This is a genomic window from Pedobacter sp. MC2016-14 (genome assembly GCF_020991475.1).
Lineage (GTDB): Bacteria > Bacteroidota > Bacteroidia > Sphingobacteriales > Sphingobacteriaceae > Pedobacter.
Map to the genome: position 1 here is coordinate 946,951 of NZ_JAJMPA010000001.1, position 22,032 is coordinate 968,982.

At 40.5% G+C, this 22,032-nt stretch carries 21 protein-coding genes; 17 read left to right on the forward strand and 4 right to left on the reverse strand.

Features of this window, described 5'->3' with window-relative positions:
• The 4 genes from LPB86_RS03935 (at nucleotide 1) to LPB86_RS03950 (ending at nucleotide 2,963) form a co-directional block, all read left to right on the forward strand.
• Nucleotides 1–810 carry an ankyrin repeat domain-containing protein gene (locus LPB86_RS03935; protein WP_230641240.1) on the forward strand — a complete coding sequence of 270 codons (810 nt, stop codon included), beginning with the start codon at nucleotides 1–3 and terminating at the stop codon, nucleotides 808–810.
• A 708-nt stretch (nucleotides 811–1,518) separates the two neighbouring features.
• Nucleotides 1,519–1,944, forward strand: a complete 426-nt coding sequence (locus LPB86_RS03940; RefSeq protein ID WP_230641241.1) for a hypothetical protein — start codon at nucleotides 1,519–1,521, stop codon at nucleotides 1,942–1,944.
• Nucleotides 1,945–2,170: 226 nt separating this feature from the next.
• The gene (locus tag LPB86_RS03945; RefSeq protein WP_230641242.1) at nucleotides 2,171–2,353 is read left to right on the forward strand and encodes a hypothetical protein; all 183 of its coding nucleotides are present in this window, start codon (nucleotides 2,171–2,173) and stop codon (nucleotides 2,351–2,353) included.
• A gap of 46 nt (nucleotides 2,354–2,399) precedes the next feature.
• Nucleotides 2,400–2,963 carry a DUF2911 domain-containing protein gene (locus tag LPB86_RS03950; protein WP_230641243.1) on the forward strand — a complete coding sequence of 188 codons (564 nt, stop codon included), beginning with the start codon at nucleotides 2,400–2,402 and terminating at the stop codon, nucleotides 2,961–2,963.
• 126 nt (nucleotides 2,964–3,089) lie between these two features.
• Here the strand turns inward: LPB86_RS03950 and LPB86_RS03955 are convergent, their stop codons facing one another.
• Nucleotides 3,090–4,301, reverse strand: coding sequence for a HAMP domain-containing sensor histidine kinase (locus LPB86_RS03955; RefSeq protein ID WP_230641244.1), 1,212 nt, complete (start codon nucleotides 4,299–4,301; stop codon nucleotides 3,090–3,092).
• Between the two features lie 47 nt (nucleotides 4,302–4,348).
• Between LPB86_RS03955 and gltX the strand changes: the two genes are divergently transcribed.
• From gltX to LPB86_RS03995, 8 genes are all read left to right on the forward strand, one after another.
• Nucleotides 4,349–5,857 (forward strand): glutamate--tRNA ligase, encoded by a 1,509-nt coding sequence (gene gltX, locus LPB86_RS03960; protein ID WP_230641245.1) that lies wholly within the window; start codon nucleotides 4,349–4,351, stop codon nucleotides 5,855–5,857.
• A gap of 9 nt (nucleotides 5,858–5,866) precedes the next feature.
• Nucleotides 5,867–6,706 carry a neutral zinc metallopeptidase gene (locus LPB86_RS03965; protein ID WP_230641246.1) on the forward strand — a complete coding sequence of 280 codons (840 nt, stop codon included), beginning with the start codon at nucleotides 5,867–5,869 and terminating at the stop codon, nucleotides 6,704–6,706.
• An 89-nt stretch (nucleotides 6,707–6,795) separates the two neighbouring features.
• Nucleotides 6,796–7,920, forward strand: a complete 1,125-nt coding sequence (locus tag LPB86_RS03970; protein ID WP_230641247.1) for a hybrid sensor histidine kinase/response regulator — start codon at nucleotides 6,796–6,798, stop codon at nucleotides 7,918–7,920.
• A 3-nt stretch (nucleotides 7,921–7,923) separates the two neighbouring features.
• Nucleotides 7,924–11,517 (forward strand): response regulator, encoded by a 3,594-nt coding sequence (locus tag LPB86_RS03975; protein ID WP_230641248.1) that lies wholly within the window; start codon nucleotides 7,924–7,926, stop codon nucleotides 11,515–11,517.
• A 1-nt stretch (nucleotide 11,518) separates the two neighbouring features.
• On the forward strand, nucleotides 11,519–11,890 hold the full coding sequence (locus LPB86_RS03980) for a response regulator (RefSeq protein ID WP_230641249.1): 372 nt from the start codon (nucleotides 11,519–11,521) through the stop codon (nucleotides 11,888–11,890).
• A gap of 4 nt (nucleotides 11,891–11,894) precedes the next feature.
• A complete protein-coding gene (locus LPB86_RS03985; RefSeq protein ID WP_230641250.1) occupies nucleotides 11,895–12,716 on the forward strand; it encodes a protein-glutamate O-methyltransferase CheR in 822 nt (273 codons plus the stop codon).
• Nucleotides 12,698–13,279: a chemotaxis protein CheB gene (locus LPB86_RS03990; RefSeq protein ID WP_230641251.1), complete on the forward strand. Its 582-nt coding sequence runs from the start codon at nucleotides 12,698–12,700 to the stop codon at nucleotides 13,277–13,279. The genes LPB86_RS03985 and LPB86_RS03990 overlap by 19 nt, the downstream gene beginning before the upstream one ends.
• 18 nt (nucleotides 13,280–13,297) lie before the next feature.
• Nucleotides 13,298–13,675 (forward strand): response regulator, encoded by a 378-nt coding sequence (locus tag LPB86_RS03995; protein WP_230641252.1) that lies wholly within the window; start codon nucleotides 13,298–13,300, stop codon nucleotides 13,673–13,675.
• Here LPB86_RS03995 and LPB86_RS04000 read toward each other — a convergent pair.
• The gene (locus tag LPB86_RS04000) at nucleotides 13,668–15,350 is read right to left on the reverse strand and encodes a Zn-dependent hydrolase (RefSeq protein ID WP_230641253.1); all 1,683 of its coding nucleotides are present in this window, start codon (nucleotides 15,348–15,350) and stop codon (nucleotides 13,668–13,670) included. The two genes, LPB86_RS03995 and LPB86_RS04000, sit on opposite strands and share 8 nt — an antisense overlap.
• A gap of 60 nt (nucleotides 15,351–15,410) precedes the next feature.
• Between LPB86_RS04000 and LPB86_RS04005 the strand changes: the two genes are divergently transcribed.
• The 3 genes from LPB86_RS04005 to LPB86_RS04015 are packed head-to-tail and all read left to right on the forward strand — an operon-like array spanning nucleotide 15,411 to nucleotide 17,589.
• Nucleotides 15,411–16,241, forward strand: a complete 831-nt coding sequence (locus LPB86_RS04005) for an N-acetylmuramoyl-L-alanine amidase (RefSeq protein WP_230641254.1) — start codon at nucleotides 15,411–15,413, stop codon at nucleotides 16,239–16,241.
• 52 nt (nucleotides 16,242–16,293) lie between these two features.
• Nucleotides 16,294–16,755, forward strand: a complete 462-nt coding sequence (locus LPB86_RS04010; protein WP_230641255.1) for a DUF4268 domain-containing protein — start codon at nucleotides 16,294–16,296, stop codon at nucleotides 16,753–16,755.
• An 18-nt stretch (nucleotides 16,756–16,773) separates the two neighbouring features.
• Nucleotides 16,774–17,589, forward strand: a complete 816-nt coding sequence (locus LPB86_RS04015; protein WP_230641256.1) for an MOSC domain-containing protein — start codon at nucleotides 16,774–16,776, stop codon at nucleotides 17,587–17,589.
• A 7-nt stretch (nucleotides 17,590–17,596) separates the two neighbouring features.
• On the opposite strand, the gene LPB86_RS04020 is transcribed toward LPB86_RS04015, so the two are convergent.
• Both LPB86_RS04020 and LPB86_RS04025 read right to left on the reverse strand, forming a co-directional pair.
• Nucleotides 17,597–18,091 (reverse strand): DinB family protein, encoded by a 495-nt coding sequence (locus tag LPB86_RS04020; protein ID WP_230641257.1) that lies wholly within the window; start codon nucleotides 18,089–18,091, stop codon nucleotides 17,597–17,599.
• Nucleotides 18,092–18,159: 68 nt separating this feature from the next.
• Nucleotides 18,160–19,113, reverse strand: a complete 954-nt coding sequence (locus tag LPB86_RS04025; protein ID WP_230641258.1) for a YafY family protein — start codon at nucleotides 19,111–19,113, stop codon at nucleotides 18,160–18,162.
• 248 nt (nucleotides 19,114–19,361) lie between these two features.
• On the opposite strand from LPB86_RS04025, the gene LPB86_RS04030 reads away from it, so the two are divergent.
• Nucleotides 19,362–19,985 carry a hypothetical protein gene (locus LPB86_RS04030; protein WP_230641259.1) on the forward strand — a complete coding sequence of 208 codons (624 nt, stop codon included), beginning with the start codon at nucleotides 19,362–19,364 and terminating at the stop codon, nucleotides 19,983–19,985.
• A 26-nt stretch (nucleotides 19,986–20,011) separates the two neighbouring features.
• Nucleotides 20,012–22,030 (forward strand): DUF3858 domain-containing protein, encoded by a 2,019-nt coding sequence (locus tag LPB86_RS04035; RefSeq protein WP_230641260.1) that lies wholly within the window; start codon nucleotides 20,012–20,014, stop codon nucleotides 22,028–22,030.
• The last annotated feature ends 2 nt before the right edge of the window (nucleotides 22,031–22,032 follow it).

Here is a 22,032-nt window from a genome sequence, read left to right on the forward strand (position 1 = left end):
ATGAACTTTTTTAAGAAACTATTTTTGGCAGGAATTATAATGTTTTGTTCTTGCAATCGAGATTTACCGGGTTTTGATTTTAATTTATTTAAAGGAACTCCAAGTTATGAATTAGCATTGGCTGTCAAAAACGAGGCTATTGATGAGATAGGTGAGATAGCTGTTCAGAGGAAAATATCTATTGATGCCGTGGATCCTAAATTTGGTCATACTTTACTGATGTTGGCTGTCGCAAATGATCTAAAAGCCTCAGTAAAAAAGTTGTTGGAGCTAGGGGCAGATCCGAATAAACGTTCAATTACGAAATCCTCTACTAATGAGATTTTAACGCCAGTTTTTATTTGTTGTGACCATATTTATAAAAAGAATTATTGTGATACATCGGTATTGAGACTACTAATTAATCATGGAGGGAAAGTGGATGATGAGATTGATATACAATATGCCAACTCCAATTATCGATCAATAGAAACACCTTTAATGGTGGCGACTAAAAATGATTGTGTTTTGGTAATAAAGTTACTAGTTCAATCTGGTGCGGATATAAATAAATATGATTACACAGAAGGGCACGGGCCTCTTTCAAATTCGATTGTTTATGGTAACCTGAACGTATTAAGATATCTTATTATAGATAAAAAGGCAAAAATACCTAAATATTGTTTTGTCCGACAAGCTCATAATGAATCATTAAGGGAAGAACTGACGGTAACTGATTTTCTTAACGAACAAAAATATGAGGACAATACAAGGGATTATAAAATACGAAAGGAAATACTAGACTTTCTAAAACAAAATAATTTGAGATAGTATTGAGTGTTGTTAAGACTTTGCTGATTAGCTAATGGACTGCATAAGTGTTTATGCAGCCTATTTTGTTTTGTAATCTTCAAGTTGTGTTTTTGGGTACCCAAAAAGTATTTGCCTTCGCTTTGTCGAAGGGATAAAAAACTGCGCAACTTGTTTTTGAGGTTATTCAGGAGTGCCTGTAGCTTGTTTTAGCAAAGAACGCATCTCATGTGGCGAACAGGTGTGAACGTTCGTCCTGTGGCAGCTTTTCAATCAGTTTCAAGCGTTCCAGCGCATCTTGGTCGATGTTCTGATTACGGCATCCTTTACCAGGTAATCCAGTGTCACTCCTAAAGCATCGACCACCTTAGTATTCGAGGAATTATTAGATTCTATGGATGCAAAAAAAGAGAGTCTGCTTAGTGTCCTTAAAAAATATCCTACAAATCACGTTTCATGTTATGCTTACTTTTATGATTACAATCCCTACTTTAAATTTAACAAGGATTTAGTGAGTAGATTAAATGAGTACAAAATAGATATTGAGTTTGATATGTATTTTTTATCAGAACAATATAAAGACCAGATTTGCAGCGACTTACTGTTTATTGCTTTTGTTTAGGGGTTATGTTGCTAACTTAACCAGCAGTAACATTTAAAGTTCCTAATTGTAAGTTAGATGTCCTTCCATGCAAAGTTAGGTTCAGAGACTTTTAGATAAACTAAGAAATGGAAATAGATATAAAAGATATAATTGATAAATATGAAATTGCAGAAACTGATCTTGATGCAAGATTAGAAGACCTGAGGGCTGAGGTTGATGATGAATCGAGCTTATGGTCAAAGTACGAGAAGTTAGAAAAGGCTTTCTTTACCAATCATAGAGTTATGAGCCTCTTCGCAGATACATTGCAGCTTGTAGATAGCAAAGAAACATTAACTCTTTACGAACTTGATGACGTAAAGCGGGCGTATGAACTGTTGGTAAAACACAATCCTGACAATCTTCAATATTTGCAAGATTTAATTTATTATAACTATGTCGTGTTAGATGACGAATCGGAATCTTTAGCTTTAATCCAGAAAATGAAGGATAAGCTCGTTAAGCTGAATACTTTTGTTGATGATTTATCAAGGCAAATTTCAGAAGCTTAAGAATGGAAATTAAGATTAAAATATTCTTTGCCAAGTCACTCACCTTAAAATATGAGTGATTTTAAGGTGAGCTTTAAATCTGACCTTAAAGTACATGCCACAGAATGCAGTCACCTTAAAAAATGCATGATTTTAAGGCGAGCCTCCTTGCTACGTTAAAGGGATAATTTATAATTCGTAAAAAATACAATAATTCAATACCTTTGGCTCATAAGAATTTATTAAGATGAATAAAGAAGAAAACAACAATAGTTTTGACTGGGTTTATTACGTTTTAGGCCTGTTTTTTGGAATTTTAACTGCTGCTATTGCTACGCATAGCTTTGGTGCTTCCTTATTGGGTGGCATTGTAGGATTCATCATTGCGGCGCTATTTTTAAATAAAATTGTAAAAGGTAGAGTGTACTAATCACGTTACTTGTTATTTTTTTAATACGATAATTCTAATTTGCACCATGAAATCACTAAAAGTTATTGTATTGTCCAGCCTGATCGGATTTTCGGTTCATGCCCAGGACGTTAAATTTCCTGCTTTAGACAGCAGTCCTGCTGATATTGCTTATTATCCGCTAAACACCACCAGGGTTAAAAAAGGAGAAGAGGCTAAACCGATTATTAAGGTATTGTATGCCCGTCCCTCTAAAAAAGGCCGTGAGGTATTTGGTACGCTGGTAGAATTTGGTAAAGTAAACCGTATTGGCGCAAACGAAAGCAACGAAATCAGGTTTTTTAAACCGGTTACTATCGGAGGAAAAGCACTTGCTGCAGGTGCTTATAGCTTTTTTGCCATTCCTGCTGCTGATAAGTGGACCATCATCATCAATAAACAAACAGACAGATGGGGTGCTTATACCTACGATGAAACTAAAGATGTTGTTCGTGTAGATGTACCGGTAAAACCTTTAGAAAATGTAGTGGAAGCACTTTCTATTACCTTTAAGGAGCTTACTGATGGTGCTGCATTGGTGATTGGCTGGGATAAAACCTCTGTTGAGTTACCGATTACGTTTAAGAAATAAACAAATAAATCTCTCGTCGCTTCGCTCTGTCGAGATGACGAAGAGGTGCTTTGTAAAGATGACTTTGCTAAGCGCTATCAAGAAAAAAATAAGAAAAACCGTATCAAACAAAATTATACGGTTTTTTTATGCGGTAGGTTCGTAAGTAATGCTGCTTTTTAAGACAATCCTGAAGGTGGTGCCTTTGCCCACCTCGGATTCTTTAACAAAGATTTGCCCGCTATGGTAATTTTCAACAATACGTTTGGTTAAAGACAAACCAAGGCCCCAGCCCCGCTTACGGGTAGTATATCCTGGTTGAAACACGGCATCAAATTTAGAGCGTGGAATGCCTTTGCCGGTATCCGTAACATCGATAAAGACCTCTTCTTTGGCCAGGTTTTCAATGATGTTTACACTAATGCTTCCGTCGTTTTCAATGGCATTGGCCGCATTTTTCAATAAGTTTTCTGTTACCCAGTCAAACAAAGGAATGTTGAGCATGGCACGTACCTGATCATCTCCTGTGATGCTGAATTTAATTTTATCTGATGTTCTCAGCTGAAAGTATTCGATGAAGTCCTGAATTACTGTATATACCACATGGTCTTCCAGCACAGGTTTAGAGCCAATTTTAGAAAAACGGTCGGTAATCACTTCCAAACGCCTGATGTCATTTTCCATTTCGGCAATCAAGGGGTCATCTTCTGCATCAAAACGGGATTTCATCAATTCTACCCATGCCATTAAAGAAGAAATTGGCGTTCCCAATTGATGTGCGGTTTCTTTGGCCAGTCCAACCCATACCTGGTCCTGCTCTGCTTTACGAGCCGAACTGAAGGCCACATAGGCGGTGAGTAGGAATAGTCCAATTACGGCCAGCTGGATATAGGGAAAATACCGGAGCTGGGTTAAAATAGAGGAATCTTTATAATAAATTAACCATTTAGATCCATCTAAACCAGTAATGGCGGTAGGTGGATGCTGTTTCTTCATTTTGCGTAGCTCTCTTGCAAAATAAGCAGGATCGTAAGTGATGTTCTCTTTTTTCTCCAGGTTATAATTGGTTTTGGTTGAGTCCAGCCCTTGTGTAGCCAGGATTTGGCCCTGTGCATCTGTCATAATTACCGGAAGTTTTGTGTTGGTACGGATCAAATCTACCAGACCGGTATAATTACCATCATCATACATCACCAGCGATTGCTCGGTTACTTTTACATAAAGCTGAAACTGAAGCCGTTCTTCACGCTCCATTTTTTTAACAAAAAAGTCGCTATAAAAAACAGATGCCGTACCAATTACAATAGCGAAAATTAGTAAAAAGAACTTCCAGCGGCGTTTTTTCTCGTATGGATTCATAGAATATAAACGCAAATTACAAAATAATCTATCTTTGTGGTTCAGATATGGAAAAGAAAGTTAGAGTAAGATTTGCCCCAAGTCCAACAGGAGGCCTTCATTTAGGTGGTGTACGCACCGCTTTGTTCAATTATTTGTTTGCGAAAAAAAATAACGGAACCTTCATTTTACGTGTGGAAGATACAGACCAAACCAGGTTTGTAGAGGGTGCAGAAGAATACATTGTTGCTTGCTTAGCCTGGTGCGGCATCTCGCCGGATGAGAGCCCACAAGTTGGGGGCAACTATGGCCCATATCGCCAAAGCGAGAGAAAAGATACATACAAACAATACGCGGAACAGCTGATTGCCGATGGTTATGCCTATTATGCCTTTGATACGGCAGCAGAACTGGATGCTAAACGTAAAGAATTTCCAAACTTCTTATACGGACAGGCTACACGCATGGACATGAAAAACTCGCTGACACTTTCGGAAGAAGAAGTGCAGGAGCTTTTGGCAAAGGGAACGCCTTATGTGGTACGCATCAGGGTTCCGGAAGATGAACATGTGTCTTTTGTAGACTTGATTAGAGGCCATGTGAGTTTTGATACCAACCTGGTTGACGATAAAGTATTGCTTAAAGCAGATGGTATGCCAACCTATCATTTGGCCGTTGTGGCGGATGACCGCGCAATGGAAATCAGTCATATTTTTAGAGGAGAGGAATGGCTCCCATCTGCACCTGTGCATATTTTACTCTGGAAATATTTAGGCTGGGAAGATGAAATGCCTAAATGGGTACACCTGCCCCTGATTTTAAAACCTGATGGCAATGGAAAATTAAGCAAACGTGATGGCGACAGATTGGGCTTCCCGGTTTATGCGCAAAACTGGACAGATCCAAAGACAGGGGATTTAACCAAGGGCTTTAAAGAGCTTGGTTTTATGCCGGAAGCTTTTATTAACCTATTGGCCATGTTGGGCTGGAACGACGGTAGCGACAGGGAAATCTTTAACATGGAAGAATTGATTGCTAGTTTTTCTATTGACAGGATCAGCAAAGCGGGGGCTAAGTTTGATTTTGAAAAAGCAAAATGGTACAACCACGAATGGATTAAACATGCGGAGGCAGCAAAGCTGGCGCCATTGGTAGCGGCACAACTTTCTGAAAATGGCATCCAGGTAGCGGATGGTGTTTATTTAGAAAAGGTTATTGAGATGATCAAAGACCGTTGTCATCTTTTAACAGATTTTTTAACACAAAGCGCTTACTTTTTTGTTTCCCCTAAGGATTATGACCTCTCTGCGGTGAAACCAAAATGGACTACAGCAAAAACGGCTTTCTATCAGGAGTTTGCGCAGGAATTGAAAAACTTTGATACCGCGACAGCCCTGGAAGATAAATTTAAAGAACTGGCAACAGCTCATGAAATTAAGCCGGGAGAGCTGATGTTACCTTTTAGGATTATGCTGGTGGGTGGAAAGTTTGGCCCTGGTGTTTTTGATATTGCGTTAACGCTGGGTGCAGATGAGGCCATAAGCAGGATAAATTATGCTTTGGAAGCTTTAAACTAATTAGATACTATGCAATGGTTTGGTAAAGGTAGCGGTAACATTGAAGACCGCAGGGGAATGAGTGGAGGAACAGTCCTTGGTGGCGGCCTCGGGATCATTGTCGTGGTGCTCGGTTTAATCTTTGGTACAGACCTTACCGGTGTGGTTAACCAGCTGCCATTAAATACGGGGAGCCAAACTGAGGTTAAACCTACTGACCCTACTGATGCCCAGGGTAAATTTGTTGATGGTGTGCTGGAATCTACCAACCAGGTTTGGGAAAAGCAGTTTCAAAAAATGGGCAAAACCTATGAGGAACCCATACTTGTGCTGTTTGAAGGGTCTGTACAATCGGCCTGTGGAAATGCAAGCGCTGCTGTAGGCCCCTTTTACTGCCCTGCCGATCATAAAGTATACATCGACCTTAGTTTTTATAATGAATTAAAAGACCGTTTTGGTGCTGCGGGAGATTTTGCCCAGGCTTATGTGATTGCCCATGAGGTTGGACACCATGTGCAAAACCTGCTTGGCATATCTGATAAGATGGATAAGTACAGGAGACAGCTTAGTGAAAAGGAATACAATAAATTGTCTGTTAAGCTAGAATTGCAGGCTGATTTCCTTGCCGGCCTTTGGGCCCATGATGCTCAAAACCTGAAAGACTTTAAACTTGAAGATGGGGATATTGAAGAGGCCTTAAATGCGGCTAATGCTATTGGCGACGATAAGTTGCAAAAGCAGGCACAGGGAGAGGTAGTGCCAGATGCCTTTACGCATGGAACGTCGGCACAGCGCATGCAATGGTTTAGGAAAGGCTTTGAAACCGGCGACATTAAGCAGGGCGATACTTTCAATTTTGAACAACTTTAGTGAATTTCAAATAGTTTTACGACTTTTATGCGCTGCGACAAGGCCTGCCAGTATGGTCTTCCTTTAGCAACGTAAATTATTTATGGCTAATGATCCTTATTGTAGATGATACACCAGAGAACCTGATCTCGTTAAAAAAGGTTCTGGAAATAAATAACTTTGAAGTGGATACCGCCGCCTCTGGCGAAGAAGCCTTGAAAAAGGTCCTTAAAAATGCCTATGTATTAATTATTCTGGACGTGCAAATGCCGGGGATGGACGGCTTTGAAGTAGCTGAAGCAATTTCTGGCTATAGCAAAGCTAAAGAAACAGCCATTATTTTCCTCTCGGCAGCAAATACGGAGTCTAAATTTATCACTAAAGGATATTCATCGGGCGGGCTGGATTACATTACCAAGCCTGTTGATATGGACATCCTGTTGCTAAAAGTGAAAACCTTTTACCGCATTTACGAGCAAAGCCGCAAGCTTATTGAAATTCAAAATGCTTTACTGGAAGAGATAGAGTTTCGTAAGAAGGCGGAAAATAAAAAGGATGAATTTATTAGTATTGCCAGTCACGAATTAAAAACGCCCCTCACCAGTGTTAAGGGATATGTGCAGCTTTTAGAGCGGAGCGTAGACCGGGGAGATATGGATACGGTTAAAAAGCATCTGGCTAAGGCACAGGTACAGTTAGAGAAGCTTAATGACCTGATTGCCGATTTGCTGGACATTTCAAAAATAGAAAGCGGAAAGTTGAAGTTTAATAAAAAGAACTTTATACTGGATGAGACGCTGGAGAGTGTAATGGAGATCATTAACCAGAGCAATCCGGAGTTTACTTTGACCAAAACCGGGTTTGCCCCGCAAGAAATTTACGGGGATGAAATGCGGATTGAGCAGGTCATCATTAACTTTTTAACCAATGCCATTAAATATTCACCAGGTACAAATGAAGTCCGCATTCATGTTAACGTGGAGGGCGACCGTGTGTATGTAGGGGTGAGGGATTTTGGTATTGGTATAGACCCCGAGCAACAAAAAAACGTATTTGATAAGTTTTACCGTGTAGAAGAAACAGCCATACAGTTCCAGGGACTGGGCATAGGCTTATATATTTCAGCAGAAATTATAAGGCGACACGGCGGAGAGGTTGGCGTTAAGAGCGTTTTGGGAGAAGGCTCCGAATTTTATTTTATCATTCCATTAATTTCTGATTCAGAAAAAGAATAAACTATGACCGTTACAGCACAAAAGACATTAAAGAACAATCTCCGGATAGGTCTGGGCCTGTCCTTGCTGGTGCTTTTTATCAGTTCCCTGGCTTCCTTCATGAGCATTCGCAACTTAATTAAAAGCTCAGATCTGGTGGCCCACAGCAATCAGGTGATTAGTAATCTTGATAACATCATCTCTACGCTAAAGGATGCAGAAACCGGTCAGCGGGGATATTTGCTAACTGACAATAAGGTGTTTCTGGAGCCTTACACGGGCGCAAAGGAAAAAGCCCTTGATTTGTTAAACAACATTGCATCCGAAACGCAAGACAATCCTTTTCAGCAGGAGAACGTAAAAAAATTGCAGGAAGTTATTGAGCAACGGCTTTCTATCATTAGTTCAACGATAGATGTAAAAGGAAAAGGCGGAAGCGTAACTGTTGCCGAGCTGTTGAAAGGTAAGGAATACATGGATTCGGCACGTGCCCTGGTTAGTGCCATGCAGAAAGAAGAGAAGAGACTGCTGGACGACAGGACATCAGAATTGAATAAAATGGCTGGTTATACGCCATTGTTCATTGTTATTGCGGCTTTATTAGCTGTGTTAATTACATTTTTCTTTTATCGTAAAGTTTCTGCAGATTTTACTGAGCGCCTGATTTTACAGAAGGCACTACAGGATAAAAATGATGAGATAGACCGCAGGATTATTGTGATTAAAGATATTGCGAGCCAAATTTCTGACGGTAATTACCAGGTTAGGCTAGATGAGGTACAAAAGGATGGCTTGGGCAGTCTTTCGGGATATTTAAATGCCATGGCAGAATCCCTTCAGTTTTCTTTTGGTTTACTTGCTGATAAGGAATGGCTTCAGTCTGGCATTGCTTCGCTGAATGATAAGATGGTGGGCGAAAAAAGTGTTCCTGAACTGGCCAATGCTGTCATTGAAAATATTGTTGCCCATACCAACAGTCAGGTAGCGGCTTTATACTTATTGGAAGAAAGGACTTTAGGTTTAACGGCCAGCTATGCGCTTATGAGGGATAAGCAGCGCAGTTTTATTGGTCTGGGCGATGGATTAGCAGGACAAGCCGCTAAATCTGGGAAACAAATGCTTTTGACAGATATTCCTGATGATGAATTGTCAATCTCGTATGTGCTGGGTAATTTGAAACCAAGAAATATTGTGGCAGTGCCTATTTTTAGGGACAATTATGTAATAGGAGTGATGGAGTTTGGTGCCTTGTTACCTTATACCAAATTACAACTTGATTTTTTCAGTAGTGTATCTTCCAACATCGGTATTGCCATACATACGGCACAGAACAGGAAGAAACTACAGGAGTTTTTAGAAGAAACACAGGCACAGGCCGAGGAACTACAGGCACAACATACGGAGCTGGAAGGCTTAAATGCAGAACTGGAAGCGCAGACTCAGAAAATACAAACTTCTGAAGAGGAACTGAGGGTGCAGCAGGAAGAGTTGCTGCAAAGCAACCAGGAACTGGAAGAGCGCTCTACACTGCTGGAAGAAAAAAACCAGCTGATCCTGGAGCGTAACCTGGACATTCAGCAGAAGGCCGAGCAATTGGAGCAAAGCACCAAATATAAATCGGAGTTTTTGGCCAATATGTCGCATGAGCTGCGTACACCGCTAAATTCCATTTTGCTGTTGTCTAAACTGATGTCGGATAACAAGGAGCTGGATAAGGAATACATTGAATATGCGGAAGTGATTCAAAGTTCGGGACAGGGACTTTTGGGACTTATTGATGAGATCCTGGACCTTTCGAAAATAGAGGCAGGAAAGATGAAACTGGAATTTGCAGATGTAAGTTTAACTGAAGTGGCTACAGATATGCGGTCAATGTTTAACCCGATGGCCAAAAGCAAAAACCTGGAACTGCTGATTGACCTGGAAGAGGGGCTTACCTCAATCAATACAGATAAAATGAGGGTAGAACAGGTACTCAAAAACCTGTTGTCTAATGCCCTTAAGTTTACTACTGTGGGGAAAATCACCCTTACCATCAGCAAAGATGAATCTATTAAAAGTGTGCTGTTTAAAGTAACGGATACGGGGATCGGTATTCCTGCAGATAAACAGGGGCTGATCTTTGAAGCCTTTCAGCAGGCAGATGGTTCTACCCGCCGCAAGTTTGGCGGTACGGGCTTAGGCTTGTCCATCAGCAGGGAACTGGCTAAACTTTTAGGTGGCGAAATTGAATTGACCAGCAAAGAAAACGTAGGTAGTGAATTTACTTTTTCTGTTCCATTTGATCGTGCTGCGGTTGCCGCTAAAATGCAGGATGTTTTAGAGGTACTTGCTCCTGCAGCTAATGAAGTTCTTCCTGTTATAGCAGAAAGATTTACGGTAGACCGTATACCACAGGAAATAGAGGACGACAGGGACACTATCCAACCGGGCGATAAGATTATACTGATTGTAGAAGATGATACGGCCTTTGCTAAAACGCTATTGACATTTACCCGGAACAGGAGCTATAAAGGTATTGTGGCCGTTCGTGGAGATTCAGGCATAGAGCTGGCCAACCATTATAAGCCATTAGCCATCTTACTTGATATACAGCTGCCTGTTAAAGATGGCTGGCAGGTAATGGAGGAATTGAAATCCAATCCTGCTACACGCCACATTCCGGTGCACATTATGTCTTCTCTGGAAGTTAAAAAGGAGAGCTTGTTAAAAGGTGCGGTTGATTTTATCAATAAACCGGTTGCGCTGGAGCACATGCAGCAGATATTTTCCAAGCTTGAACATGCCTTGAGCAGGCATCCTAAAAAAGTATTGATTGTAGAAGAGAACAGGCAACATGCGGAAGCATTGAGCTATTTTTTAAGCAATTACAACATTCAGACCGAGGTGGCAGATAATGTGTCGCAGAGTGTGGGTGCCCTGAAGAAAAAAGAAGTTGATATTGTCATCCTGGACATGGGGATCCCTGATAAAGGTGCATATGATACGCTGGAAGTGATTAAAAAGACGGAGGGACTGGAGAACCTGCCGATCATTATTTTTACGGGTAAAAACCTTTCTAAAGGAGAAGAAAACAGGATTAAACAATATGCTGATTCTATAGTGGTTAAAACGGCACATTCTTACCAGCGTATTTTAGATGAGGCGGGATTGTTTTTACACCTGGTGGAGGAAAAAGAATCGGATACCAAAAATAAGAAACAATCTTCTGAGCGTTTGGGCGGTTTGTATGAAGTGCTGAACAATAAAACCGTGCTGATTGCAGATGATGATGTCCGTAATATTTTCTCTTTAACCAAGGCATTGGAAAAGCATAAAATGAAGGTGCTTGCCGCTACGGATGGGAAGGAAGCCTTACAGGTTTTAAAAGAAAACCCCATGGTAGATATTGTGCTGATGGATATGATGATGCCGGAAATGGACGGTTATGAGAGTACAAAGGAGATCAGAAAAATAAGTGCCTACAAACAATTGCCTATTTTGGCTGTTACTGCCAAGGCAATGATGGGAGACAGGGAAAAATGTATTGCTGCCGGTGCATCAGATTATATTTCTAAGCCTGTGGATATTGATCAGTTGATTTCATTGTTGCGTGTTTGGTTGTATGATAAAGTTTAATATGGCGACTCATAAAGTTTTAATAATTGATGATGATAACCGGAACATTTTTGCTTTAACGGCAGTATTAAGGGCAAAAGGGTATCAATGTGTTTCTGCAACCGGAGCGGAAGAAGGAATTGATATTTTGATGGAAGACCGGGAGATTGCGGTGGTATTGATGGATATGATGATGCCGGGGATGGATGGTTACCAGGCCATTAAAAAAATGAACAATAGCCCTGAATTAAAAGACATACCTGTTATAGCGGTTACGGCACAGGCGATGTTGGGCGATAGAGAACGCTGTTTAGATGCTGGTGCGGTAGGTTATGTTTCTAAACCCATCAATGTAGACGATTTAACAAAATTACTTACACAATATATAGTATAAAGCATTGGAATTAGGCGCAATTAGTGATGAACAGGTAGAGTTATTGCTTTCAGATCTTCTGGAAGAATATGGCTATGATTTTACCGGCTATTCTAAGGCCTCACTAAAAAGGCGCATTGCCAGGCTCTATTCTTTAGATAAGGCCGTTAGTTTTGCGGAATTCAGGTACAGGATTAGCGACGACAGCAGTTACTTTAAACGCTTTGTAGAGCAGATTACAGTGAATGTTACGGAGATGTTTAGAGATCCTTCATTTTTCAAAACGCTGAGGGATGTGGTTTTGCCCAGGCTGGGTACTTATCCTTTTATCCGTATTTGGGTGGCCGGCTGTTCTACAGGAGAAGAGGCCTACTCTATAGCCATTATCTTGAAAGAGCTGAACCTGCTCCATAAGTCTTTGATTTATGCTACAGATTTAAATCCGGAAGTGCTGGAAAAAGCGGCACAGAGTATGTTTTCGTTAAGCCATATGAAGCAATATTCTGAGAATTACATCCTTTCTGGCGGTACGCAGGATTTTTCCAGTTATTATACGGCCAATTATTCGCTGGCTAAATTTGACGATAGTTTAAAGCGCAAAATGATTTTCTCTACCCATAACCTGGTATCGGATCATTCTTTCAATGAATTTCAACTCATTTTGTGCCGCAATGTATTGATTTATTTTGACCGGGAGCTTCAGCATAAGGTATTTGAGCTGTTTGATGAGAGTTTGGAAAACTTTGGCTACCTGGCTTTAGGTACTAAAGAAACAATTGACTTTTCTAAAAATGCGAAAGCATACAAGCGGTTGCCGGGTGATAAGATATGGAGGAAGGAAGGATGATGAAGGGATGTAAAGCATTGATTATTGGAGGTTCTGCGGGCAGTTTAGACGTATTGCTCAAGGTATTGCCGGCTTTAGATCCTGAAATTGGCTTTCCGGTTATCATCGTTGTGCACCGTAAGCACGGGACGGATTCACTGCTGCCAGATCTTTTGTCCAGTCGTACTTCATTGAAAGTAAAAGAGGTGGATGAAAAGGAAGCCATTAAGGCGGGAACCGTTTACATTGCGCCATCAGATTACCATTTATTGATAGAACAGGACCATACTTTTTCACTGGATTATTCTGAAAAGATCAATTTCTCCAGGCCTGCAATTGATGTTACTTTTCAAACGGCTGCTGAGGTTTATAAAAACAAGCTGGCCTGCTTGTTGCTCTCCGGATCTAACAGCGATGGCGTAGAGGGCTTAAAAAGCGTAAAGGAATGGGAAGGATTGGCCATAGTACAAGATCCTGAAAGCGCCCAGGTTCCTTATATGCCGGAACAGGCGATAAAAAATGTGGCTATTGATGCTGTACTGCGTATTGAAGCTATGGCAGAATTTATAAATTTGTTAACTTGACCAAAAATACAACCCGTAATGAGTAAAAATAAAAAAGTGTTTGTCTTTGATGACAACGTTGATATCCTGGAATTGTGTACCATTATTTTGGAAGATGCAGGCTATGAAATTAAAACTTCTTCTACCTCTAACAACATCATTGATCAGGTGAATGCCTATACACCAGACATTATTTTTATGGACAACTGGTTGCCTGATGTGGGCGGTATTGATGCTACAAGGGAACTAAAAAAGCACGAGGAACTGAAAAACATACCCGTAATTTACTTCTCGGCAAATAACGATGTAGCCTCTTTGGCGCAACAAGCCGGGGCAGATGGTTATTTATCTAAGCCTTTTGATATTCATGAGCTTGAAAACATCATCAGCAAGCATCTTGGTGCCGCTTCTATTTAACGCCCAGCACGTCTACACCCTGCTCAAATATCACATCAACCGGAATGCCTTTTTTACTCAGTTTATCCAGGTCTGCCTGTAACTCAGGCTGGATAACAGCGTTTTCCTGCTGCACTTTTAGAACCGATGCATAATCGCCATTGCCCTGAAGGGTAAGGATCATTGCTGCAAGTTTATCCATAGATTCGGCAAACTTTACATAATCTACTTTGTAAGTGCCATTGGCTGATCTTAAAAAGGCGCCATTCTCTTTAAAGAAATTGAAACATTGCATATTGGCTTTGCCATGCGCGCTGGCCGCGCCAAACCTTACAGAACGGAGTATCCCCGCCATAAATGTGGTGTAATATTCTTTGACATCTCCGGTAAGTTCTCCTTTTTTTAACAGCCCTGTTACCATGTATAGGCCAAGGATATCTGCTTTTCCTTCTTCTAACCAGGAGAATTGTTCCTTTAAAGCGTCACGTACAAATCCTTTTCCGCTGATGGTTTTTTTGATGCCGAGGCCATGTGCAACTTCATGAAACATCACATTGGCAAAAAACGCATCAAATTTAATGTATTGCTGTTGCGTCTTGTCAATCAGCTCGGTGCTGATGGGCACCAGGATTTTATCAAACTTGGCCCGCATGGCATTTTTAAGCTGCGAGCGGCGTGTTCCCTTTTTTTGCTGAATCAATTCATCGTTCGGGAGGTTTACAGCAATGGTTTTGGAACCGGCATTACAATCTCCGGCATAATAAACCACATCATAGGCATTCAGTTCAGAATCTGTTCCGGGTTTTTCCTTTTTATATTTCTCTGCTACCGGGAGCCCTTTCTGTAATTCGGGAAGTAGCTGTACATATTTTGCCAGTCGCTTGCTCCATACTTTATCTTTAACCAATACATATGCTTCAAAGGAAGTGCGGGCATTGTACAGCTTATCTTCATAGTTTTCTATAGGGCCAATAATCAAATCCAGACCGTTACTTTTCATGTCCAGCCAGGCGTAATCACTAGCGGTATAATTATCGGTAACCAGTGCATCTGCACGTAAGTTAAGGTAGTTTTTAAAACCAGCATCTTCTGTGATTAAAGCGGCTTGTTTGAGCAGACTAGATGCTTTTTGTAGCTCGGCAGCAAATAAGGTATGGTAAGGAACGAGGGAAAGTTTTCCGGCGCTATCTTGTCTGACTACGGAATAGGGGTTAAATTTATCTTTAAGGTCTGATTTTTCGAGCGCTTCTTTAGTTAATCCGGCAGGGTAAAATGTTGCCCCATCAGGTTTAGCACCAATTCCTGCAACAAAAGGTTTGTCGCCATTTAAACGATCCCAGGGTCCGTAGTTGATCCTCACAAAAGCTTTGGTGTTTTCGTCTTTTAATACATTAAGCAGGCTATCCCGCTGCGGATAGGTTTGTTGCCAAAATAAACCATCCATAATTTGTGCGGCCTGGATCAGCAGTGGGAGTACTTTACGGTCGTTGGGTGTAAGTTCATTTAAGTTTGTAGTCAATTTAACACTTTCATAAATGCTCAATCGTTTTCTGGCATATTCCTGAAGACTGTCTTCTACAGCTATGGTTTTTGTGCTTTCGGTTTTTTTGCTTTCCTGGGTGTTGTTGCAGGCTGTAAATCCGGTTGTGATAAGGCATGCTGCGGTAAAGAGAAATGCTCTGCTCGAATGATTCATGAATTGTAAATCTTAATAAAAGGCATAAAATTAGTAATTTCACAGCATTAAACTCAAAAGATGTTCCAAAATTCCAAATGTTACGGCCTGTTATTGGCGATAGCCGTATTTAGTATTTCCTGTAGTACCAATAAATATGCTGCCACCAACAAGGTTTATAAAGATAAAGCAAATGACTTTGCTGAGGTGATTAAAGAAATGCCCCCTGTTAAACAGCAAATCGATTCTTTACCTGTTAATGAGCAAACTTGGGTAGCTTCTGTAAATTTTGGCATGCGTAAGCCAAATTTTGTGATTATTCATCATACTGCCCAGGACTCGGTAGAGCAAACCATAAAGACTTTTACACTTGCCAGTACACAAACCAGTGCGCATTATGTGATTGGCAAAGATGGCAAAGTGGTGCAAATGGTTAATGATTACCTGAGGGCCAATCATGCAGGTGTGGGTAAATGGGGTAACGATACAGACCTTAATTCTTCTTCTATTGGGATAGAACTGGATAACAGCGGGCTGGGTGAGCCTTATTCTGAGGCATTGATGGCCAGCCTGATTAAATTGCTGGGTACCTTAAAGCAGAAATACAACATCCCGACAGCCAATTTTATCGGCCATGCAGATATTGCCCCTGGACGTAAAGTAGATCCGTATAAATTTCCCTGGAAGCAGCTTGCAGACAAAGGCTTTGGTTATTGGCAGGATGGGCTGCTGATTCATCCTACGGTAGATTTTGACCCTGTACTTGCCCTTCGTGTTATCGGGTACGATACGCGGAACTTAAGTAACGCCATAAAATCTTTTAAACTTCATTTTGTGCAGACGGATGAAAACCCGGTGCTTAGTGATGACGATAAATTGATTTTGTATAACTTGTATAAGAAGTATTTGTAATTGTTTTATTGTAAACTCATTCCTGTATAGGATAACTTTACCAACACAAGAATTGTATACTAAAGATCAGGTTTCTCAACTTAAACAAGCATTCTGGACGGCTTTTGGCCAATACATCTCTCCGCATCCTTCTGCGGATGGTTTAAAAATTAACTGGATCAACTACAAAACTGGTTTTAAGCACCTGTATTTTAAGATGCAGGCGGATCATCGTTCTGCTACAGTTTCAATAGAAATGAGCCATCCTGATCCGGACATTCAAGCTTTGATGTTTGAACAATTCCAGGCCTTTAAAAATATATTAAAGGTTGCGCTGAATGAGGAATGGGAGTGGCAGTTGCATGGTCAGGATGAATATGGTAAAACGATTAGCAGGATTTATAAAAACCTTTCAGACGTAAGTGTTTTAAAAAAGGAAGACTGGCCTGCGTTGATTTCATTTTTTAAACCAAGAATTATTGCGCTGGATGAATTTTGGAGCGATGCGCAGTACAGTTTTGAATTGTTTAGGTAGGCTTTGTATTTTTAGATCATGAACAACTTTTACTTATCGGAAATAAATGTCTATCCTGTTAAATCTTTAGGAGGAATTAGTTTGCAGCAGGCAGAGGTGGCAGAAAAAGGCTTGAAGTATGACAGGCGCTGGATGTTGATTGATGAAACAGGCACTTTTGTTAGTCAGCGGAAACACCCGGAGCTGGCTTTGCTTGGGGTGACTATTGACAATGGCCGGCTTTCTATACATCATAAAAGTGATTTGGCAAACAGGGTTTCATTTGATCTGGAGACGCACAGAGGTGAAAGCATCGCCGTCAATATTTGGGATGATATATCTCAAGGATTAGAAGTAAGCAAAGAGGTTAGTGAGTGGTGTGCTGATTTTATGAAAACTAATGTTCGGTTGGTGCAAATGCCAGCACAGGAAAAACGCTTAGTAGATCCAAAATATGCCGCTAATCAGGAAATAGTTGGTTTTGCGGATGGGTTTCCATTCTTGTTGATTAGCCAGGCATCTCTTGATGGGCTGAATGGAAAATTAAGTCAGCCGGTGCCAATGGATCGTTTTCGCCCCAATTTCGTATTTACTGGCGGTGACGCGCATATAGAGGATAGTTTTGATTCATTTTATCTTGGCGATGTATCATTTAAGGCAGTTAAACCCTGCGCAAGATGCGTATTGACTACTGTAGATCAACAAACAGGATTAAAAGGAGCAGAGCCGTTGAAAACGCTGGCAGGTTACCGAACCATCAATAAAAAGGTAATGTTTGGACAAAACCTGATCCATGAAGGTTCAGGTTTTGTGAATGTTGGCGATGAGCTAAAAATGGTTAAACGGAAGAGCTGATTTCAATTTAAAAGTTTTCGTCTGCGCTAGGGCCATAAGTTCCGGGAATAGGAATGTCTAATAAACGCAGATATACACCCAATTGTGCCCTGTGGTGGATGGTTTGGCTTATGGCATGGCGTACCAGTTCTGCTTTGGTGATGTTCATGTACACCTGGGCACCGTTTCTTAAAGTCCAGCCTGGTTGCAAGTCTTCCTCTTTGCCATTTTCGAGGAATGTTTTTGCCTGTGCAAAATTCTTCTCGAAGAATTCCATCAGCTCTTCATTACTTTTCCAAACAGGAGAAGTATAAGGGTTCGCTTCAAAATCCCATTCATTGGTGGTAAAGGCCATACTCATCCATCCTGGTAACTCAGCAATATGGCCAGCAAGTTGATGTATGGTCATGCTCTTTACATGAGGCTGCCAGTCGTATTTATCTGCAGGAATGCGGCTTAGCATTTTACGCGTTACCGTAGATTCTTCTTCTAATTCGTTTAAAAATTCTTTTAAAGTTGACATATCTTTTCTGTTTTTGATTTATAATTCAAAGAAACAGCAGGGTGGTGACAACCCTATGTCAGTAGCTTTTATTTATCTGCTATTTTTTTTGCAGTGGCACTGTTAATTTCTTTTACCCTGGTAAGCAGGCTTGCTGGTTTTATTACTGTAGCGTAATCTGCAAAGCTCATGTACCAGCGTGCAAAACCTTCCATGGACATGGTCAGGAACTGCATTTCAACACCTTGGGCGGTATGCTGTTCTTCTACAAAACCCTGATAGTATTTCTGTTCGCCAAGATGTTGATTTGCTTTATGGTCAACTAAAATGGTAACCTCTTCCAGTTTCATTTCTTTATAAAGATCATCCAGGTAGTCTTTAAAAGCACAATGGACGTCTACATAGGTTTCATCTGTTAGGGAAAGTTCTGTAATTCTATCAAACCTAAAATCACGGCAGGCCTTGCGTTCCCGGCACCAGGCAATAAGGTGCCAGTAGCCCTGTAAGTAAAAAACACCAATAGGCTCTACTAATCTTTTGGTGTGTTCTTGCCTGTAATAGGCAAAATATTCAAGTTGTATAACTGCTTTAACAGCAATTGCTTTTAAAATATTTTGAAGAGGGTTGTGCTGGGGATTAAGATCTGGCAAACGATTGCTCTTAAATACTTCTATTCTGTTGTCTATGTTTTCCAGGTAATCTTTTTCTGTGGTTTTAAGTACAGCCCTTACCTTATCCAGTGCAGTGTTATATAATGCGCCATTTGCAGCATCGGTAAGCCTGGTTACCAGCTTTTCTGCAGTAATAAACGCTACAGCCTCTTCCCGGGTAAACATTACCGGAGGCAACCTATAGCCTTCCACTAAAGAGTACCCAACGCCAGCCTCTCCTATGATAGGTATCCCTGCTTCTTCCAATGAACGGATATCGCGGTAAACGGTACGGAGGCTAATGTCAAAACGTTCGGCAATATCTTGTGCCCTCACTGTTTTTCTGGATTGAAGCTGAATAATGATGGCAGAAAGGCGGTCGATCCGGTTCATGTGCAAATTTATGTTTTTTTTGACGGCAGGGTCAGACTATTTGCAAGGAGGTAACTACTTGAATAGTTGTTTTTTTATTTTGTAATCATCAAACTTAATTAATAGCTTTACTCCTGTAAATACTACCCTGGGATAAGGGTAATATATTTTTTAAATGAACGCTCTACTCTTCTCCACTGCTTCTATTTCGCTAAATCAGTTGCGCAGCGTATCCTTCATTTTACAAGCTTAACCAAACAAACATAAAGATGAATAACTTAACAAAACGACTGCTGATTGCGCTTTTCTTTGCTTTTTTTACCCTTTCAACTGCAAATATCTTTGCCCAAACAGATTATGTGATTACCAACGATGGCACTAAAATTATGGGCGAGGTTAAAAACCATAGTGTAGATAAGGTTAAATTTAAAGCGGCGGGACAAGAGAAGAACAAAAAATATAAACCTTCTGACATTAAAGAAACCTACAAGGCCGGTCATGGGATCTTTCGATCGCTACTAACTCCTAAGAGTAAGAAAAAGGTGTTTTTACAGGTGTTGGAAGACGGCAAAATCAAGTTATACGAATATTTTAAAACCAGTACGATTTATGGATCCTCTATGGGTACGCCAGGAGCTGGTTTTGGTGGCGTTGGTTATGGCAGCACGTATAATATGAGTAATAAATCATGGTATGCGCAAAAAGATAATGGTGAATTAATTGATATAAAAACTACTGAGATCTGGGGCAGTAGAAAGGAGAGGAAAGCCAAATTCCTTAATCTGGTGCAAGATAATGCCCACGTTGCTGATCGGTATAAAGCGGAAGACAAGTTTAACTTTGACTTTGTTAGGTCTTTAATTGTAGAATACAACACTTCGGCATCCAAATAACGAAGCTCAAAATCAAACCAACAAATATGAAACATCTATTTTTACTCTCCGCGCTCTGGATTGCACTCTCTGCATACGGCCAGGAAAAAGGGCTTGCCGAACGAACTTTTAAATTTGGAAAGGTTGAACGCTCTGAATTTGACACCAAGGTTTCCGGTCCGGATTCTGCTGCCAATGGGGTTAAGCTCTTCGACGTAGGTAAGGGCTGGTTTGAAGTTAGCCCCAAAACGGGAAACTTTGTATATGTTTTTGAAAGGCATATGCGTTATAAAGTATTGACCAAATCTGGTTACGACCTGGCCGATTTTGACGTGAACCTTTACCACAGCGGCAACGGGCCTGAAGAAGTTCTGGATTTTATGGATGCGGCTACCTATAACTTAGAAAATGATAAAATTGTAGTCAGTAAACTGGCCAGGGATGCAAGGTTCTCTGAAAAGCATGATAAAAACTGGACGGTTAAAAAATTTACCTTGCCAAATGTTAAAGAAGGATCTATTGTAGAGTATAGGTATAAAATTAAATCTGACTACCTTTTTAATTTGCGCGACTGGTACTTTCAAGGATCACTCCCCACGTTGTATTCTGAATTTGATGTGAGGATTCCTGAGTATTTTAAATACAAATTAGCTGGCAAGGGCTATATTCAACTCAATCCCTTAAAACGAGAAAGCATCTCTGAGAGTTATTACATTCCTTCTACCAGCACTAGTAGCGCTGGAAACATAACGGCCAATGCGCTTGAAATGAAATGGAATGTGGCTAATGTTCCTGCCATAAAGAATGAAAAATTCATTACCACTTTGGAAGATTATATTTCAAAAGTTGAATTCGAACTTACGGCAACTCATTATCCGGGAAGCATATATAAAGACCTGACTTCAAACTGGGAAAAAATTGTAGAGGATTTATTGGAAGATGAGAATTTTGGAAAGTTCATTACAAAAAACAGCTACAGTAAATCTATCCTCCCTGCGATTTTAAAAGGGGAGAAGAACCCCGAGCTTCAAATGCAACTGATTTACGATTATGTTAAGAGGACGGTGAAATGGGATGATAAGTACCGTAGATATACCGGGGAAACCAGTATAAAAGCAGTCCTGGAAAAGAAATCTGGCAGTAGTGCCGATATTAATTTCTCATTGCTAAATCTTTTAACGACAGCAGGATTTAATGCGTCGCCGGTATTGGTGAGTACCCGTGAAAATGGTACCCACCCGGGATACCCCATGCTGAGTAAATTTAACAATGTTATTGTACAGGTTGAGATAGATAGCGTGGTTCATTTACTGGATGCAACGGATAAGTTTTTATGTAGTGATGTGATTGCTTATGAAAACCTTTGTCACCAGGGCTTTAAAATTGACACGAAGGCGAAAAATGGGGCCTGGATTTCTTTAGAGCAGACTAAGCCGAGCAGGAACAACGCATTTTACAATTTGGTGTTAACGGAAGATAATAAGCTTACAGGCAATTTATACCTTTCTTACACCAATTACGCAGCAGTAAACCATAGAAACCGTTATGCTTCTGCAACGAACGAAGCGGAGTATTTAAAGAATTATAAAAAGGACAAGCCGGGGCTGGAAATCAAGAATTATAAAATTGAAAACCTGGATAACCTGGGGGAGGCTTTAACAGAAACGATGGATGTAACCATTGAGGATAATGTGGAAGAGGCAGGCAACCTGGTGATTTTAACACCACTATTGTATGAACGTACTACTGAAAACCCGTTTAAGATGGACGAACGCAACTTTCCTGTAGATTTTGCCTACCCATTGGAAGAAAATTTTAGGGTTAACATTGAGTTCCCTAAAAGCTATCAGCTGGACAAGCTGCCAAAAAACGGTAAAATTAAACTGCCAAATGATGAGGCTTCTTTTACGTTTCTATTTGCCACAGAGGAAAATAAGGTTAGCATCAGTAGTAAAATTAGTGTAGGGAAATCCGTATTTACCGCAGAAGAGTACCATTCTCTTAAAGAGCTGTTTAAAAACATTGTGGAAAAACAAGCACAACAGATTGTGTTTAAAAAAATATAAGG

Excerpts from the sequence above, each read along its gene's own strand:
- LPB86_RS03935 (WP_230641240.1), top strand. The coding sequence starts at position 1 with ATGAACTTTTTTAAGAAACTATTTTTGGCAGGAATTATAATGTTTTGT.
- LPB86_RS03940 (WP_230641241.1), top strand. The coding sequence starts at position 1,519 with ATGGAAATAGATATAAAAGATATAATTGATAAATATGAAATTGCAGAA.
- LPB86_RS03945 (WP_230641242.1), top strand. The coding sequence starts at position 2,171 with ATGAATAAAGAAGAAAACAACAATAGTTTTGACTGGGTTTATTACGTT.
- LPB86_RS03950 (WP_230641243.1), top strand. The coding sequence starts at position 2,400 with ATGAAATCACTAAAAGTTATTGTATTGTCCAGCCTGATCGGATTTTCG.
- LPB86_RS03955 (WP_230641244.1), bottom strand. The coding sequence starts at position 4,301 with ATGAATCCATACGAGAAAAAACGCCGCTGGAAGTTCTTTTTACTAATT.
- gltX (WP_230641245.1), top strand. The coding sequence starts at position 4,349 with ATGGAAAAGAAAGTTAGAGTAAGATTTGCCCCAAGTCCAACAGGAGGC.
- LPB86_RS03965 (WP_230641246.1), top strand. The coding sequence starts at position 5,867 with ATGCAATGGTTTGGTAAAGGTAGCGGTAACATTGAAGACCGCAGGGGA.
- LPB86_RS03970 (WP_230641247.1), top strand. The coding sequence starts at position 6,796 with ATGATCCTTATTGTAGATGATACACCAGAGAACCTGATCTCGTTAAAA.
- LPB86_RS03975 (WP_230641248.1), top strand. The coding sequence starts at position 7,924 with ATGACCGTTACAGCACAAAAGACATTAAAGAACAATCTCCGGATAGGT.
- LPB86_RS03980 (WP_230641249.1), top strand. The coding sequence starts at position 11,519 with ATGGCGACTCATAAAGTTTTAATAATTGATGATGATAACCGGAACATT.
- LPB86_RS03990 (WP_230641251.1), top strand. The coding sequence starts at position 12,698 with ATGGAGGAAGGAAGGATGATGAAGGGATGTAAAGCATTGATTATTGGA.
- LPB86_RS03995 (WP_230641252.1), top strand. The coding sequence starts at position 13,298 with ATGAGTAAAAATAAAAAAGTGTTTGTCTTTGATGACAACGTTGATATC.
- LPB86_RS04000 (WP_230641253.1), bottom strand. The coding sequence starts at position 15,350 with ATGAATCATTCGAGCAGAGCATTTCTCTTTACCGCAGCATGCCTTATC.
- LPB86_RS04005 (WP_230641254.1), top strand. The coding sequence starts at position 15,411 with ATGTTCCAAAATTCCAAATGTTACGGCCTGTTATTGGCGATAGCCGTA.
- LPB86_RS04015 (WP_230641256.1), top strand. The coding sequence starts at position 16,774 with ATGAACAACTTTTACTTATCGGAAATAAATGTCTATCCTGTTAAATCT.
- LPB86_RS04020 (WP_230641257.1), bottom strand. The coding sequence starts at position 18,091 with ATGTCAACTTTAAAAGAATTTTTAAACGAATTAGAAGAAGAATCTACG.
- LPB86_RS04025 (WP_230641258.1), bottom strand. The coding sequence starts at position 19,113 with ATGAACCGGATCGACCGCCTTTCTGCCATCATTATTCAGCTTCAATCC.
- LPB86_RS04030 (WP_230641259.1), top strand. The coding sequence starts at position 19,362 with ATGAATAACTTAACAAAACGACTGCTGATTGCGCTTTTCTTTGCTTTT.
- LPB86_RS04035 (WP_230641260.1), top strand. The coding sequence starts at position 20,012 with ATGAAACATCTATTTTTACTCTCCGCGCTCTGGATTGCACTCTCTGCA.